Annotated in this window: 14 protein-coding genes; 9 read left to right on the forward strand and 5 right to left on the reverse strand. The window is 42.8% G+C overall.

Annotated features, from left to right (window positions below):
- Positions 1-132: 132 nt before the first annotated feature.
- The 4 genes from menD (at position 133) to menE (ending at position 5357) form a co-directional block, all read left to right on the forward strand.
- Complete coding sequence (gene menD, locus J8L86_RS10120; RefSeq protein ID WP_065110180.1) at positions 133-1860, forward strand: 2-succinyl-5-enolpyruvyl-6-hydroxy-3-cyclohexene-1-carboxylic-acid synthase; 1728 nt, start codon at positions 133-135, stop codon at positions 1858-1860.
- Positions 1860-2630: a 2-succinyl-6-hydroxy-2,4-cyclohexadiene-1-carboxylate synthase gene (gene menH, locus J8L86_RS10125; protein ID WP_211030126.1), complete on the forward strand. Its 771-nt coding sequence runs from the start codon at positions 1860-1862 to the stop codon at positions 2628-2630. The genes menD and menH overlap by 1 nt, the downstream gene beginning before the upstream one ends.
- Positions 2631-2702: 72 nt before the next feature.
- A complete protein-coding gene (menC, locus tag J8L86_RS10130; RefSeq protein WP_211030128.1) occupies positions 2703-3809 on the forward strand; it encodes an o-succinylbenzoate synthase in 1107 nt (368 codons plus the stop codon).
- Between the two features lie 48 nt (positions 3810-3857).
- Positions 3858-5357 (forward strand): o-succinylbenzoate--CoA ligase, encoded by a 1500-nt coding sequence (gene menE, locus J8L86_RS10135; RefSeq protein WP_247663321.1) that lies wholly within the window; start codon positions 3858-3860, stop codon positions 5355-5357.
- Between the two features lie 79 nt (positions 5358-5436).
- Here menE and rpoH read toward each other — a convergent pair whose 3' ends face one another.
- The 4 genes from rpoH to ftsY all read right to left on the reverse strand — a co-directional run bounded on the left by rpoH (position 5437) and on the right by ftsY (position 9663).
- Positions 5437-6300 (reverse strand): RNA polymerase sigma factor RpoH, encoded by an 864-nt coding sequence (rpoH, locus tag J8L86_RS10140; RefSeq protein ID WP_055025380.1) that lies wholly within the window; start codon positions 6298-6300, stop codon positions 5437-5439.
- A 226-nt stretch (positions 6301-6526) separates the two neighbouring features.
- Entirely contained in the window at positions 6527-7492 is a 966-nt protein-coding gene (ftsX, locus tag J8L86_RS10145; RefSeq protein WP_055025381.1) for a permease-like cell division protein FtsX, read from the reverse strand.
- The gene (ftsE, locus tag J8L86_RS10150; RefSeq protein ID WP_055025382.1) at positions 7492-8184 is read right to left on the reverse strand and encodes a cell division ATP-binding protein FtsE; all 693 of its coding nucleotides are present in this window, start codon (positions 8182-8184) and stop codon (positions 7492-7494) included. The genes ftsX and ftsE overlap by 1 nt, the downstream gene beginning before the upstream one ends.
- A gap of 6 nt (positions 8185-8190) precedes the next feature.
- Positions 8191-9663: a signal recognition particle-docking protein FtsY gene (gene ftsY / locus J8L86_RS10155; RefSeq protein ID WP_211030132.1), complete on the reverse strand. Its 1473-nt coding sequence runs from the start codon at positions 9661-9663 to the stop codon at positions 8191-8193.
- A gap of 179 nt (positions 9664-9842) precedes the next feature.
- Between ftsY and rsmD the strand changes: the two genes are divergently transcribed.
- Both rsmD and J8L86_RS10165 read left to right on the forward strand, forming a co-directional pair.
- On the forward strand, positions 9843-10427 hold the full coding sequence (gene rsmD / locus J8L86_RS10160) for a 16S rRNA (guanine(966)-N(2))-methyltransferase RsmD (protein ID WP_055025384.1): 585 nt from the start codon (positions 9843-9845) through the stop codon (positions 10425-10427).
- Positions 10428-10436: 9 nt separating this feature from the next.
- On the forward strand, positions 10437-10721 hold the full coding sequence (locus J8L86_RS10165; RefSeq protein WP_055025385.1) for a DUF1145 domain-containing protein: 285 nt from the start codon (positions 10437-10439) through the stop codon (positions 10719-10721).
- A gap of 368 nt (positions 10722-11089) precedes the next feature.
- On the opposite strand, the gene J8L86_RS10170 is transcribed toward J8L86_RS10165, so the two are convergent.
- On the reverse strand, positions 11090-11653 hold the full coding sequence (locus J8L86_RS10170) for a NapC/NirT family cytochrome c (protein ID WP_055025386.1): 564 nt from the start codon (positions 11651-11653) through the stop codon (positions 11090-11092).
- Between the two features lie 453 nt (positions 11654-12106).
- Between J8L86_RS10170 and J8L86_RS10175 the strand changes: the two genes are divergently transcribed.
- The 3 genes from J8L86_RS10175 (at position 12107) to J8L86_RS10185 (ending at position 17559) form a co-directional block, all read left to right on the forward strand.
- Complete coding sequence (locus J8L86_RS10175; RefSeq protein ID WP_156669196.1) at positions 12107-12535, forward strand: hypothetical protein; 429 nt, start codon at positions 12107-12109, stop codon at positions 12533-12535.
- A 221-nt stretch (positions 12536-12756) separates the two neighbouring features.
- Positions 12757-14403: an efflux RND transporter periplasmic adaptor subunit gene (locus J8L86_RS10180; protein ID WP_211030134.1), complete on the forward strand. Its 1647-nt coding sequence runs from the start codon at positions 12757-12759 to the stop codon at positions 14401-14403.
- A 12-nt stretch (positions 14404-14415) separates the two neighbouring features.
- Positions 14416-17559: a CusA/CzcA family heavy metal efflux RND transporter gene (locus tag J8L86_RS10185; RefSeq protein WP_211030136.1), complete on the forward strand. Its 3144-nt coding sequence runs from the start codon at positions 14416-14418 to the stop codon at positions 17557-17559.
- Positions 17560-17576: the final 17 nt, after the last annotated feature.

Raw genomic sequence — 17576 nt, forward strand, 5'->3', positions numbered from 1 at the left:
TATACTGATGAAAATAGCCAACATTTATTAAGCCAGTGACCCACATTCTGTAAGGTTTGTGGTTAACACTTAGCGTAAACAACCATGTTGAAACCTTAGGTTTCAGGCACTTTTAATTGGGTATTTATTACTATGCAAACACAACCTACGTCTGACATTAACTTACTATGGGGTGCGTTAATCCTAGAAGAGCTAGCTCGGCTTGGCGTAAAACACGTTTGCATGGCTCCAGGCTCACGCTCAACGCCTTTAACCCTAGCTGCGGCGGCGCAACATAAACTTGAGCGCCACATGCATTTTGATGAGCGAGGACTTGGTTTTATGGCGCTAGGCCTTGCCAAATCCAGCAATAGTCCAGTTGCAATAGTGACAACATCAGGCACAGCTGTTGCTAATTTATACCCTGCCATCGTTGAAGCATGGTTAACTCAAGTTCCATTAATTGTATTAAGTGGAGACAGGCCACCTGAGCTTATTGGCTGCGGTGCCAATCAAGCCATTATCCAACCTGCTATTTTTGCTGATTATGCCAAGCAAGTGAATTTGCCAACGCCAGATCTCGCTATCAGTCCAAACACACTCTTAACAACAATTGACGAAGCCGTGGCTAACCTTCAACAACCTGTGCATTTTAATTGCATGTATCGTGAGCCACTTTACCCAAGCGAGTTGGAGAGTTTACCAGCACTGATAGCATCATCAGCATCTTATACTCAACCGATCTCAGAATGGGCAAATCACAGCCACCCTTATACCGACTATGGCCAGGTTTCCTGTAATAACCTGCCCTCAGAAGACACCATGATGCGTTTTGTCCATGGTAAAGGCATCATTGTAGTAGGTACGCTTTCGCCTCATGACAATCCATCACTCATCATTGAATTATCACAAAAGTTAGGCTGGCCAGTCGTCACAGATGCTCAGTCACAATTACGACAACACCCAAGTGTTATCGGCCATATTGATCAATTGATGCTACACCCCAAAGCAACCAAATTTGTAGAGCAAGCAGATAGATTATTGGTATTTGGCGGCCGATTTATCTCAAAAAGGCTTATTAGCTTTATTGCACAACATCAATGGCACAGTTATTGGCAAGTACTTCCCAATCAGCAACGACTCGATCCTAACCACCAATCTAAACGTATTTGGCAAGCCAGTGTTTCAGCCATATGTAACGCGCCTTGGCCCCGTTCATCTTCAGCCAATTGGGCTTTACCTTTAATTGAAATGAACCAGCAACTAGAGGCGCTGTTCACACAGCACATAGATCAAAGTCGTTTTGGTGAGCCGCAAGTTGTACGTCAACTTGCTAAAGCGCAGACCTCAAACCACCAGTGGTTTATTGGAAATAGTTTACCGGTGCGCTTATACGACATGTTTTCTCCTATAACCTGTGAAACACCGCATATTTATACCAATCGTGGTGCATCTGGTATTGATGGATTAATTGCAACATCCTGCGGTATGGCCCTTGCCACGCAACAACCCAGTACTTTGTTAATTGGTGATATATCCAGTTTACATGACCTTAATTCGCTGGCTATCTGCAAACAAATCACAACCCCTTTTGTGATCGTGGTGCTCAACAATGATGGCGGCAATATTTTTAATTTATTACCTGTGCCAAATGAAGCGGTCAGAGATGAATTCTACCGTTTAAGTCACGGGCTGGAGTTTGGTTATGCCGCTGCCATGTTTGGCTTGCCTTATAACCAAGTAGATTGTTTATCTAGCTTTAATGAGGCTTATACTGATGCAATGGCTTATGCAGGGACTTCTGTAATTGAAGTCAATGTTGCCCCCAATCAGGCAAGCGATCAAATAAAGCTCATTGCACAATGGGTGAAACAACGCTAATGCCAACCATTAAACGTTACGGTGACACAGCATTACCTGCACTGGTTTTATTACATGGTTTTTTAGGTTCAAAAGAAGATTGGCAAGCCAGCTTGCCCATTTTAAGCCAGTACTTTCATTGTATCTGTATCGATTTACCAGGCCATGGTGAAAACGATCAAATATTACCTTCTCCTGGTTTTGAAGTATTAGCTCAAACCATTGTCGATAAAGTGATCAAGCTAGGTTACCCGCAGTTTCATTTACTGGGTTACTCTCTTGGTGGGCGCGTTGCTTTGCACATTGCGAAGTTCCACCCACAAGCATTGTTAAGTTTAATGCTAGAATCCGCCCATTTAGGCTTATGTTCCACTCGAGATAAACAAGCTCGTTTGAAACATGACCAAAAGTGGGCAGATAAACTCGATAATATGCCGATAACTGACTTTTTAGCCCAATGGTATCAGCAGCCTGTATTTGCAGATCTACAAAACAGCGCGCGTGAGCAACTGATTAGTATACGCAGTAAAAATGATCCGCAAGCGCTACTTCATTGCTTTAGAAGCACTTCATTGGGTTTACAAGATAATGGCCAAAAAGTGTTGAAACAATTACACTGCCCAAGATACATGTTGGTGGGTGAGCAAGACAGCAAGTTTTCTAAGCTGGCGCTTAAGTGGCAAGAAAAAATCGATATGTCGGTGATCAGTATTCCGAATTCTGGCCACAATACCCATAAAGCCCAACCACAGATGTTTGCCGCAAGGATAGTACAACTTTTATATCCTTAGCTAACCTTTAACGGTAAATGAAATTTAGCCACCTTAACCGAGGTGGCCATCGCTTTATAGGATATTTGCTTTATGCACTTTGATGCCCCACAACCTTTAAGCCATTCATGCTCTACTCAAATTGGCGAAACGACTGACAATGTGGCGCAAGCAAGCATCCGAGAACTGAGCATACATCAATATAAAATTGACCTTGAACCAGCTCTGCCCGTCGCCAGTCAGCGAATTAATCAACGTTTAGGGCTAATCATCAGTGCCACATTTGATAACTGCGCCCCAGAGTTTGTTGAAATAGCCCCTTTGTCAGGTGTTGATATTCAAGGAGAACTGCTAACTGGGTTTAGTCCTGAATCATTATCACAGGTCATTGAATACCTTGAACAACAATTACCTTCTCTGATAGGGCAACCTATCAAGGCACTGAATGAACTTGCCAATCAAGCGCCCTTTGCATCTATAGGTTTAGGGTTAAGTTTGCTCGGGTTTAAATCGTCATCACAATTTCAATATGCCCATGTTGATGAACGTAAAGTTGGCCTATTTTATTATAAAGACGACACCAGTATTGAGACCTTAACGCAGCAAGTTAATGCGTTACCCATAGGGACTTATGCCATTAAAGTTAAAGTCGCTCAGGCAAGTATCGAGCAAGAAATTACATTTATTCATCAAATTTTAGCTATTAATCCAAAACTGAAATTACGCCTTGATGCCAATCAAGGTTTTAGCGTTGAACAAGCTATTGAGTTCTTAGCTTGCCTACCAAAACAAGCTATAGAGTACATCGAAGAGCCTTGTAAAACGCCCGAGCAAAGCCAACTTGTATACCAAAGCCTACATATCCCCTTTGCACTTGATGAAACCTTAAATGATGGTCATTACCAGTTTGACATGCTTGAAGGACTCGCAGCCTTGATAATCAAACCTATGGTACTCGGTAATATTGATAAATTAGTTCAGCTGATTAACCTTGCTACTAGCCATGGCGTGCGGTGTATTTTAAGTTCAAGTTTAGAGGCCAATCTTGGGATTGGGGATCTTGCGAAACTTGCTGCAGTGTTAACTCCAGACGAAATTCCTGGGCTTGACACACTTGCCAGTTTTACTCAGCCATTAATGAACTCAGACAATCAACTTAACCTTGAGGTATGTCAACTGCTTCAACACTACCAAGGTTAATTCTGGTCGCTATTGAGCAAAAGTAGGCAGCATAAAATAGGTATGAAGATGATTTCTCCATTGCATCAAACAGCCCTTAATCAACCTAATGCTATCGCCATCAAGCAAGCATCAAGTTCAGTGGGTTCGTTAACCTATCAGCAACTCAGTGCCATGGTTTGCCACCTAGTTAATACGTTGCAAACACAGGGTATTAAACAACATAGCCGACTCGCTTGTGTCAGCAAAAATAATCTCGAAATGGTTTGCTTATATTGGGCTTGTGTTGACTTGGGTGCCGTGTTGTTACCCATTTCCCCACGCTTTCCTGCACAGCAAATTAACCAATTATGTCAACGCTTTAACATTGATGCGATATGGCTTGAACCTTCATTTATGGATGACTCAAGCATTAAGCACAATAACAAAACGGACAATAATCGCGTCGTAAACAAGCTACAACTTACCATCTCGCTATCTAACACAGCTTTAGCTGGCGCGATACCTAAAATAAATCCCCAGCAACCGTTAAATATCATTTTGACCTCAGGCTCTAGCGGTGCACCAAAAGCCGTTGTACATTGCTTAGAAAACCACATTGCTAGTGCAGTAGGTTCTGCTAACAACATCGCGTTGGCACAGGGTGATAGCTGGTTATTATCCTTGCCGTTATTTCATATTGGTGGCTTAGCCATCATTAATCGATGCGCTCTTGCTGGTGCAGCAGTGGTGTTAAATGATAGCCAAGCTTTGTGGCAACAGATCATTGCAAGCAAGGTGACTCATGTTTCGCTGGTTGCGGCGCAATTAAGTAAGCTACTTGCACAACATCCCCACGCATTAGATAGTGTCAACGCCTTATTATTAGGTGGTGGTGCTATAGAACCTCATTTAGTCTCAGCGCTTGCTGACAAACAAGTTAATGCTTATTGCAGTTACGGTATGTCTGAGATGAGTTCGCAAATCACCACGGCAGCTATCAATCCACAGGGGCATCTCGGCCAAGTATTATTACATCGCCAACTTAATATCGTCGATAACACCATTTGGGTTAAAGGCGACTGCCTATTCTTGGGTTATTTGGCTGACTCAGATAAAAATGAGTCATCACACGCAGCAATCACCCAAGCATCACTAACATTGCCACTGGATTCACAAGGTTGGTTCAATACTCAAGACCGAGCAATGCAGGACGAAAAAGGCAATTTATACTTGCTTGGACGCACTGATAATATGTTTATCTGTGGCGGCGAAAATATTCACCCAGAGGAGATTGAAGCTGCGCTAAAGTCGCACCCTCTAGTTAATGATGCAGTGGTATTTGCTCAAGCTGACCCGCAGTTTAGCTTATTACCCGCTGCCATTATCCAGTTAACAGATAAACACTCGCCCCTTACAGCAAAGATAATCGAATCGTTACAACAACATGTCCTGGCGAAAGTGGCACGCTTTAAACGTCCTCGCCAGTATTATTCATGGCCTGAAAATGTCATCACTACGAGCCTTAAAGTTCCTCGAAAAGCGATCGTTGCTGCGGTTAAAGCCAACTTGAATGAAGTAAACAACTAAAGACATACTCAGTCTTTTCAAGGCATAAAAAAACCTGCCGGAGCAGGTTTTAATCATCTTGGCAGCATCACTAATTAACTTAGATTTCCATACAAGATTTCAATTTGTTCATTGCATTCTTTTCAAGCTGTCTGATACGTTCAGCCGATACTTGATAAGTGGCTGCAAGTTCTTGCAATGTGGTTTTATCGTCATCTAACCAGCGAGAACGAAGAATATGCTGGCTTCGCTCATCAAGGGTTTTAATCGCTGAGAATAAACGAGCTTGTGAATCCGATTCCCAGTTTTCATTTTCAACTTCTAATGCCACATCAGAAGAGTGATCTTCTAGGTAATGAACAGGAGCAAAATCAGCGCTGCTGTCATCGTCATTGTCGTTGGTTAAGTCAAATGCAGGATCTTGCGCCGCCATTCGCGACTCCATTTCGGTAACGTCTTTTTTAGACACACCAAGATTCTCTGCTACCATGCCAACTTCTTCATCACTAAACCAGCCTAAACGCTTTTTAGTTTTACGAATATTGAAGAACAATTTACGTTGCGCTTTAGTGGTTGCAACTTTCACGATACGCCAGTTTTTAAGCACGTACTCATGAATTTCCGCTTTAATCCAATGCACAGCAAAAGACACCAAACGCACACCAACATCAGGATCAAAGCGTTTTACTGCTTTCATCAAACCAATGTTGCCTTCTTGGATAAGGTCCGCTTGTGGCAAACCATATCCAGAATAACCTTTCGCCACATGCACAACAAAGCGCAAGTGAGACATAATTAATTTCTTCGCAGCTTGTAGATCGCCAGTTTCTTGCAAACGTTTAGCTAACTCATGCTCTTCCTCTGCCCCAAGCATCTCAATGCCTGTGACTGATTGCATGTATGCTTCTAAGCTGCTACTTCCTCTAGGGACAGTGAGTGACATAGATTGCGATTGAAAGGCCATTAAAGCTCCTACTAGTTACTGCGTTTTTAACACTTTTTTACTTAAAAGATTTTAAGTAAGTGGTGAACTATCTATTATAAGACAAGATATGTCAACAGTGGTTCAACACCGAAATGCACATAAAATATGCGCTAAATGATAGTCGTCTGAAACATAAGAAAATGCAAGTGAACAAATGTTCATTTTTTCGATAGTCTTAATCTAGCATGCCTATACGACAGAATTATTAAGACGGTTCAATTGCACGAAGATGTTGCCTAACAGACAAATATGAACCCAACCACCCCAAGAACGAAGCTAGCAGTACTAGCTTAACTAACTCAGCCACACTCAAAGATTGGATCTGCAACTGACTACCATACAAACCCAATAGCTCAGCAAGTGCAGAATCGAGGTACCAAACCAGTAAATTGATAATAATCCACGCCAAAACGCCACCGATTACACCATACCAAATACCTGTATAAAGGAAGGGACGCTGGATAAACGCTTCTGTCGCACCGACAAGTTTCATCACTTCAATTTCAGTGCGGCGATTCATAATAGCCAGGCGAATCGTATTACCAATAACCAATACCACAGCCAAAACCAATAAGGCCGCTATGGCTAAAACAGTACGCTCTATTAATCTAACCATGGCTTGCAAACGCTCTAGCCATTCAATATCTAAGCGGCCAAAGCTCACTTCAGGCTCTTGCTCAAGCTTAGCCAGCAACTGCCTTGCCCCTTCAGGGCTAGAATGGCGCGCTAAAGGTGTGACCACCACCACGGCAGGTAACGGGTTTGAATCTAAATAAGATAATGCTTCGCCAAAACCAGATAAACGTTGAAACTCTTCTAGTGCTTGGTCTCGGTTAATATAATCAACCACATCCACTTCGGCATACACTTTTATACGGGAAATTAGGCTTTGAATGGACTGCTCACTTCGGCCTTCATTAATAAATAATGAAATTTCTGCAGCGTTATTCCACGACTGGGTAATATTCTCTGCATTTTTTACTAAGACTTGCAGCGCCGCAGGTAAGCTTAAACTGACCCCTAATACTGCCATGGTCATCACTGACGAAATAGGGTTTCGCCACAACTCACCAATACTCGCCATCGCTTGTTGAATATGACGAACGAAAAACATCACTAATCGACCAGTAAACGGTAGTTTGCTTGCGGTAATGCTCACCTTATTTGTCATTACGCCTGTCCCTGAGTATCTGTCGTGTAAATCTCATCACCACCTAGCATCTTGCCTTGGCGTAGGGTTAAGGTGCGATATTTCATCCGAGCAATTAAGCCCAAGTCATGGGTTGCGATAAGCACACTTGTTCCCGCATCATGAAAGGTCTCAAATAACCGCAAAATATCCATCGATAACTTAGGATCTAAGTTACCCGTTGGTTCATCGGCAAGTAATAAAGGCGGTTTATTAACAATCGCCCGGGCAATGCCGACACGTTGTTGCTCACCGCCTGATAACATGACCGGTAGATGGCGCTCTTTACCGTATAAACCAACCATATCTAAAGCACCAGCAACTCGCTTACGAATTTCACCATGGGAAAAGCCTTCAATAACAAGAGGCAAAGCCACGTTATCAAATACGCTTTTATCCATTAATAGGTGATGGTTTTGAAATATCATACCGATATTACGGCGAAGATATGGCACATGTTTTTTGCCTAACTTAGCAATATCATGGCCATTAATTGAGACTTTACCTGCACTAGCACGTTCAATCACAGTGATCAATTTGAGCAAGGTACTTTTACCAGCGCCAGAATGTCCGGTTAAAAACGCCATTTCACCTTGATGCAGGCGAAAATTGACTTCTGACAAGGCTTTTTGGCCACCTGGATAAATTTTACTGACTTGCTCAAAATGGATCATATATGACTATTCTGCCTTGTCTTGACTAAATAATGCTTCGATAAAATCGTTTGAATTAAAGGTACGTAAATCATCAATTTGCTCACCCACACCGATATGACGGATTGGGATAGTAAACTTATCAGCAATGGCAAAAATAACCCCGCCTTTTGCTGTACCGTCTAACTTACTGATGGTAATACCTGTTACACCAACCGCTTCTTGGAATAATTGCGCTTGGCTAATGGCATTTTGTCCTGTACTTGCATCTAGGGTTAACATCACTTCATGCGGTGCATTAGGGTCTAATTTTTTCATGACACGAACAACTTTTTTCAGTTCTTCCATCAAGTGACCTTTGTTTTGTAAACGTCCAGCGGTATCTGCAATTAATACATCAACGTTTCGTGCTTTAGCCGCTTGCAATGCATCGAATAACACGGATGCGCTGTCTGCACCAGTATGTTGCGCAACAACCGGAATATCATTACGCTGCCCCCATACTTGTAATTGCTCAACAGCTGCTGCACGGAAAGTATCGCCCGCAGCTAACATGACAGATTTGCCTTGTTTTTGATACTGTTTTGCCAATTTACCTATGGTGGTTGTCTTACCAACACCATTCACACCAACCATTAAAATAACATAAGGGCCGTCACTGTTTTCAGGTACAAGAGGGATAGCAACAGGATCGAGAATTTTTTGCATTTCATCACGCATCAGCTCATATAAAGCTTCAGCATCTTTTAACTGTTTACGTGATGCACTCTCTGTCAAACTATCGATTAGGCGAGTTGTGGTTTCAACGCCCACATCTGCAATCAGTAGTTGCTCTTCGAGTTCTTCAAATAACTCGTCATCAATTTTTTTCCCGCGGAAAATACCCATAAATCCGCTACCAATGTTTTCACTGGTGCGTAATAGGCCACGCTTTAGTCGTGCAAATAAGCCTTCTTTAGCAGGTTTTGCTTGCGGCTCATCAATGAGTTCAGCATCAGTTTGCTGCGCTTCTTCGGCTAAACGTTCTTCTTCAGCAATACGTGCCGCCTCTTGTTCGGCTGCTTCTTGCTCTGCTGCAAGTTGCTCCTCAGCTAAACGTTCTTGTTCAAGACGTTCTTGCTCAAGGCGTTCGGCTTCTAGACGTGCTTGTTCCTGCTTGGCCTGCTCACGTTCTTGTTGCTGACGCTGTTCTTCAGCAATACGAGCAGCCTCTTGTTCTGCTGCAAGTTGTTCCGCAGCTAAACGTGCTTGTTCAAGACGTTCTTGCTCAAGACGTTCTTGCTCAAGGCGTTCGGCTTCTAGACGCGCTTGTTCCTGCTTGGCTTGCTCATGTTCTTGTTGCAGACGCTGTTCTTCAGCAAGGCGTGCTGCTTCCTGTTCTTGCGCTTGCTGATCAGCATGACTGGTATCAATTTGCTCTTGTGCGCTCTCGGTTGTTACTTTCTCTTGTTCTTTGGTTTTGTCTTTACGAAACCACGAAAAAAAACCTTTCTTTGCCATGTCTACTACCAGTGCTTATTGAGCTAAAAAAATTCGGAAAAATAGTCTCGATAGCCCATTCATCATAATGTACAAAGGATTGCTCACCCTTACACTTCAGTTTGGTATAAAATATCGAGTATTCTAATTGGTTGCATAGTCTACCACTTTCTTTGTTCAGGCAAAATCACGAGGGCAAAATGTCCAAAAATAACTCGGCAAGCGGCCAAGTCAGAATCATTTCAGGGCAATGGCGTTCACGTAAGCTCCCTATTCATAACCTTGAAGGTTTACGTCCAACCACAGACAGAGTACGAGAAACCCTGTTTAACTGGCTTTCAAGTGATGTTCGTGGTGCACGAGTATTAGATTGCTTTGCAGGCAGCGGAGCATTAAGTCTTGAATCGCTTTCTCGTTACGCCAGTTATGCACGCATTTTTGAATTACAAACCAGCGCAGCCAAACAGCTAACTCAAAATTTGCAAACCTTACAGTGCGACAATGCAGACGTCATTAATGGCGACAGCTTGGCTATACTTGAAAAAGGCCCAATGGATAAACAAGGCTTTGATATCGTGTTTGTCGACCCACCGTTTCGAAAAAACTTAGCGAACAAGACCATTGCTTTACTTGATGAAAAGCAATGGCTCAACGAGAATGCGCAGATTTATGTCGAGACGGAATCTGAACTTGATGTCCTTGAGCTACCCAATACTTGGGTGGAGCTAAAACAGAAAAAGGCAGGTCAAGTGATCTACCGTTTATTCCAATATCAAATCGATTAAAGGTCAATAATGAAGTTTTTTATTACTGCAGGTAAAAGCTTTACCCTACTCACTTGGTTAGTGATGTTTTATAACCTGTTTATTCCTTTTGAAGGGCAAGTCAGTATTATTTTAAATATCTTGTTGCTGATTACAGTGATGATGCATTTCTTCCAGCTACTGATATTTCATACGATGTTTAGCAGCTTACTTAAACTTAAACTCATTGATTATATTAAGGTATATTTTTTCGGTGTCTTTGGGTTATTAGTCTACCGCCAAAAGGTGTTAGACCTACCACCAGCAGAAAAATAATCATATTTCTGCTTTGACATAAGCCTCACAAATGTGGGGCTTTTTTAATTGCCTACCTTGTCATTACCTACCATGTCATTAACTACAGTATCGCTCGCAATAAACTCTGCTACCCAGCTCCTTTAATATGAGGGTACAAACTTTGAGTGTCGGCGATATGGTAATTGGTATCGTTTTTTAACTGGTCATATTGTTAAATTCGTAATAACGGCCGGCCTTTTGATTTCCTTTTCTGTTTATTCGTTTCTTCTATTCTTAAGAGGTGATTCCAAATTTAAGCCATAAAAAAACCTCGCTATTGCGAGGTTTTTCTAATCGGTAGTCTCTCAGGTCATCACTCCCAATGAACTACCCTTGTATAGGTCTACTTACTTTTTAGGGTAAGGGTGAGCAACACCTTTATGACAATCTACACAAGTCTTTCTCTTATCGCCTTCTTGCTTGGCGTTGCGTTCATGCATTCTTTTAGCCATTTTCTTCATTGTTTCAGGCTGGTCTTCGTAGATGCGAGTATGACAATGTTGACAGTTAGCTGAGTCCGTTGCGCGGAAGTACTCAAGTGCTAAGTCAGCTTGTTCTTTACGGTTTTCATCTAACCAAGCTTGCGTGTTGAAGTCTTTGATAGTCACAAAACCATATAGATCTTTCGATACAATGATTTTCTTGATCAAGTAATCAACTGGACCGTGTGGAAGGTGACAATCTTGACACTGAACTGTCACACCAGCACTACCGCCGCCGTGAGCTGAAGCAAGGACTTCATCTTTCAGTGAATGGTTACTATGACAAGTCATACAGAATTCATCTGTACTGGTTGCATGTAAAGTTTGTTGAGTAGCGAAGTAGCCCACTACACCCATAACCACACCGACAATAATCAGTGCAATAATTGAATATTTTGCGCTAGGTTTAAAAAGTGCACGCCAGTTCATCACTCATCTCCAATATAGAATATTTAATTTATAATTTTTGAACTCTAAAATATAATTTTTAAATTCTAAAAATAATAATTATATTCTAGGTTGTTTTAACCTTAAAAAAATGATTTAAGGACATGTTTTAATTAATAAGTTGCCAAATTATGCTCAAAATGAGAGCCAGATCTAAATAACCACATAAATAGTGACTCAATACAACTTACTTAAACCTAATACAAGCTGAGCATATTCGCAAAGATTCTTTAACTTGATACAATACTCCTCATATCAAGCATGCCATATTAACGCATTGAACTATCTTGGTTTTAATGGGTCTAGATGAAAAGTTAGGCTTTTTATGACACTTTGATTGCTGGCAAGTTGTTAACAAGCTATATTTGGCACTTGTATCATTGCTTGCCTCAAATGTTCATCACTTATTTGTTTGTTGGCACCGATTGGAGAACCATGAAGCTTTCATTATCGCATCACATCATGACTTTCCTCGCTTTGTTCGCTTTACTCGGACAAGGTTTGGTGACTAATGGCTATGCGATGGTTATGCCGAGCATGACACATGACGCTTACGAACTCGCCTCTGCTACAAATGTTAAGCACCACATGGGCAGTGCAATGGCATCTTCAGCAGATGAAGAAGATCATTCATGTTGCGACACCATGCCTGAAATGGTGCAAATGGCATCAAGTGCCTGTTGTGATTCAGTGTCTGGATGCAGCATCGACTGTGGACATTGCTTAACAATCTCAATGACCGGTCACTTGCAAAGCCTGGATATCACCTTAGCGACACCCATTAATATCAAAGCTGAAGCCACAGCTCTGCCGCATTTCTTTTTCCATCAAACTTTACCCGCATTCAAACCTCCCATCGTATAACAACCTTTGCTATATCAGCCGCTTTACTTGTGCCAAAGCATAGGTACAGAAGGCATGAGCACAACGGTAGGTATACACTGAGATACATCACAGAGTAATACCGCTTGTTCATACTGAAAGTCAGCTGTTATAGCCACAGCCAATTTCAATGCTTTACTGACAAGATATTTAGGCGAATTTGTGCGTCACAGCGACGCATATAAGCGCCATTTGAGGTTTTTATGAAACACATAAACTGTATATTGATTGCGATTTCTGTTGGGTTCTCGCTTGTTTCGATGCCATCTCAGGCACAACAGCATAGTCAAATACATCAAGCGACTGAGCAGAGTTATGTTTGCCCAATGCACCCAGAAGAAACCAGCCATGAAAAAGGCCGTTGCCCTCAGTGCAACATGTTTTTAGTTCACCAGTCGACAGAACAAGTATCCAGCTCCCATGCTGCCAAAGACATAGCTCAAGAAGAGACTAAAAATACCTCCACTTATGTTTGCCCAATGCATCCAGAAGAAACCAGCCACGAAAAAGGCCGTTGCCCTCAGTGCAATATGTTTTTAGTGAAAGAAGAAGAGGAGGAATTTTCCGCAGATGAACATGCCGGACATGCCCATGCAATGGCGTCCACTGTCGTCGATACTTCTACCCAAACGAAAGCAGACAATATCCTAAGCCAGCCTAAACCCACGCTAACACCTGCTAACAAGCAAGCACAGACGAGTCATATTAAATACGTTTGCCCTATGCACCCTCACGTGGTTTCAGATGAACCTGGCAGCTGTCCTATTTGTGGTATGGATTTAGAAAAAGTCACCATGGGCGATGCAAGTTCTAGTGAGATACTTGTCGGCGTATCAGGCGGTATGCAACAAGCTTTAGGTATGCGCAGTGAACAAGTTACAAGCGGAACCTTATGGAAATTAGTACGTACAATCGGAACCGTTGAATACAATGAAAACCGAATTGGTCACGCCCATACTCGTGTTGATGGCTGGCTGGAAACGTTAATGGTGCACAATGTCGGCCAGAAAGTGAAAAAAGGTCAACTGCTTTATGAACTCTATTCGCCAGAGTTGATCACAGCACAAGATGATTATATGCAAGCCATTGATTACCTTAAACAAGATAAAGCACGCGGCGCAAGCTTGCTGCGCAAAGCACGTATGCGTCTAGAGCTATTAGGAGTGAGTGATAGCACCATCAAACAACTTGAACGCACAGGTGAAACCATTTACCGCGTACCTTACTACGCTGACCAAGATGGGTTTGTCAGCAAACTGTCGGTAAGGCACGGCATGTTTGTTGAACCTGGCACAACATTATTTGAAATCGTTGATTTAAAAAGTGTTTGGGTGATTGCTGATGTATTTGAAAACGAGCAAAGCTGGCTTGAGATTGGACGCCCCGTTGAAGTGTCTTCTGCGGCTCAAGGGATTTTCGATTTAGAATCGACCATTGACTACATATACCCAGAGCTCGATCCCGTCTCAAAAGCAATGCGTGTGCGCATCAAGCTGGATAACCCAGGTAAGCAATTAAAACCCGGCACTCTGGTCGATGTAAAATTGTTTGGTGGGCCAAAACGTAATGTGCTTTCCATTCCAACTGAAGCGCTCATTCTTACTGGACGAGAAAATCGCGTTGTTGTGCAGCGTGACAATAACAGCTTTGCCTCAGTTCCCGTAAAAGTTGGCATGATTGCTCAAGGTAAAGCCGAGATTATTGATGGGTTAAATGAAGGTGAAAAAGTCATTGTTTCTGGTCAATTCTTGTTAGATTCCGAAGCCAGCATTCAAGGCAGTTTACAACGTCTAAGTGGCAGTAATGCAGACAACACCACTGACACATCAGATGCGCATGCGCATCATTAATCGGAGACTGTCATGTTAGCAAAAATTATCAGTACTTCGATTAGGCAGCGAGCAATGGTGTTACTACTGACCCTTGTTGTTGCATTAGTTGGCTATCAAGCGATGCGAACAACACCGCTGGATGCTTTGCCTGACTTGTCTGACGTACAAGTGATTGTTAAAACATCGTATCCTGGGCAAGCACCACAGCTTGTGGAAGATCAAATTACCTATCCATTATCAACAGCCATGCTTGCTGTACCTGGCGCAAAAACGGTGCGTGGTTTTTCCATGTTTGGCGACTCGTATGTCTACATCATCTTCGAAGATGGCACCGATATTTATTGGGCTCGTTCAAGGGTATTGGAATACCTTTCGCAAACCCAAACCCAGCTACCTGATAATGTCACCCCAACATTAGGGCCTGATGCCTCTGGGGTTGGTTGGGTATTTCAGTACGCGTTAGTTGACCGCAAAGGCCAGCATGATTTAGCCCAACTTCGTTCACTGCAGGACTGGTTTTTAAAGCTTGAATTACAAAGTGTGGCTGGCGTTTCAGAAGTCGCAACGATTGGCGGTATGGAGCAGTCTTATCAAATCATTGTCGATCCGCATAAGCTGGCCTTATATCAAATTGATTTGATGACGGTTAAAAATGCGCTCGATAACTCCAACAGTTCTACCGGCGGGTCAGTCATCGAAATGGCTGAAGCCGAATACATGATTACCTCAACCGGTTATCGCCAAACCTTGGCTGATTTTAACGAAATTCCATTAGGCATTGTTTCTGATTCAGGAATTCCTGTATTGATGAAAGATGTCGCCCAACTGCGCACAGGCCCAAGCGCAAGACGCGGTATCGCAGAATTAGACGGTGAAGGTGAAGTGGTCGGTGGCATTGTTGTCATGCGCTACGGCGAAAACGCTTTATCCACTATCAACAATGTTAAGCAAAAGCTGACAGAAATCGAAAACGGCTTACCCGATGGGGTGGAGTTAGTCATCACTTATGACCGTTCACAGCTCATCCTTAATTCAGTGGATAACCTTAAAAACAAAGTCTTAGAAGAAATGTTGGTTGTTGGCGTCATTTGTCTGATTTTCTTACTTCATGCCCGCTCAACATTGGTAGCGATTATTTCACTGCCTATCTCAATTTTAATCAGCTTTATTGCGATGAACTTGATTGGCGTTAATGCCAATATCATGAGTTTAGGCGGCATTGCCATTGCCATTGGAGCGGTAGTTGATGCAGCCATTGTCATGGTGGAAAATACCCACAAACATCTTGAACATTACCGACAGCAACATCAAGGCCAAGCGCCCACAGGAGAAGCCCATTGGGAGCTGGTACGCAAAGCCTCTATTGAAGTCGGTCCGGCGCTTTTCTTTAGTCTGTTGATTATCACCTTAAGCTTTATTCCAGTGTTTGCTCTTGAAGCTCAAGAAGGACGTTTATTTCATCCGTTAGCATTCACTAAAACATTTGCGATGGCAGCCAGTGCTTTGCTGGCTATCACCCTTATCCCTGTATTGATGGGATATTTTGTTCGAGGCAAGATCCCTGACGAGAAAAAGAACCCACTCAGCCGCTTGCTCATTGCGATGTATGAGCCCTTACTCAGATTGGTATTACGCTTTCCCAAGTTCACCATTTTATTAGCGATAATCGCCCTAGGTAGTGCGGTTTATCCTATGACGAAAATGGGCAGTGAGTTCATGCCTGAACTCGAAGAAGGCGACTTGCTTTATATGCCAACAACCTTACCTGGCGTTAGCGCTGGTAAAGCCGCTGAAATTTTGCAGCAAACAGACCGATTAATTAAGACTGTACCTGAAGTTAAGCGGGTGTTTGGTAAAGTCGGACGCGCCATGACAGCAACAGATCCCGCACCGTTAACCATGCTAGAAACCACAATCATGTTAGCGCCTCGTGATACATGGCGTGAAGGTATGACACTTGAAGGGATCATTGCAGAGTTACAGCAAACGGTCAGAATCCCCGGTATGACCAACGCATGGGTGCAACCCATTAAAACCCGTATTGATATGCTCTCCACGGGGGTGCGTACCCCCGTTGGTATCAAGATTTCAGGCGCCAATATTGATGAGTTACAACGTATTGGTACTGAGATTGAAGCTGTCGTCAGTTCTCTACCTGGCACTAAGTCAGCTTTTGCCCAACGAACCAGCGGCGGACGTTATATTGATATTGAGCCAAATCTTAAAAACGCTGCTCGATATGGTATGACATTGAAAGACATACAAGATGTAGTACAAATGGCCATTGGCGGTATGCAAGTCGGGCAATCGATTCAAGGGCAAGAGCGTTATCCCATTAATATTCGATACCCAAGAGAGTTGCGTGACAGCATAGAAAAACTTACTGCATTGCCTGTCCTGACAAAAACAGGGAAATATTTGCCATTAGGCAATTTAGCCAGCATTACGATTAGCGATGGGGCTCCCATGTTGGCCAGCGAAAACGGCAGGTTAATCAGTTGGGTATTTGTCGATTTAGACAATATATCTATCGGTGAGTATATCGAGACAGCTCGAGCAACATTAGATGAGCAGATCCAATTACCAGCACGGTATAGCTATACCTTCGCTGGGCAATATGAGTATATGCAGCGAGTCGAAGCCAAAATGGAGTTAGTCATTCCTTTAATGATTGCGGTGATATTTATGCTGCTAATGATGACGTTTGGTTCATTCACTCAAGCTTCAGTGATTATGCTGAGTTTGCCATTTTCATTAGTAGGAAGTGCTTGGCTATTGTATTTACTGGACTTCAATTTCTCGGTTGCCGTCTCTGTCGGCATGATTGCGCTGGCTGGCGTGGCTGCTGAATTTGGGGTCGTCATGCAAGTTTATTTAAATAACAGTATTAAAGATAGAAAAAGCCAAGGCCAATACCAACAACGCAGCGACTTAACCGAAGCATTAATTCATGGAGCGGTGATGCGAATTCGTCCGAAAGCGATGACGGTTGCGACCATTTTCTTCGGCTTACTACCAATCATGTGGGGCAGTGGTACAGGTAATGAGGTGATGCAAAAAATTGCCGCCCCTATGGTCGGTGGCATGGTCACTGCGCCGTTATTATCCTTGTTTGTTATACCTGCTATTTACTTGTTGATTTACGGAAGAAAGCTTCCAAAAACAATCAACTAAACTTAGTTAACACCTAG

The sequence above is a fragment of the Shewanella sp. MMG014 genome (assembly GCF_018100775.1).
GTDB classification, from domain to species: Bacteria; Pseudomonadota; Gammaproteobacteria; order Enterobacterales; family Shewanellaceae; genus Shewanella; species Shewanella japonica.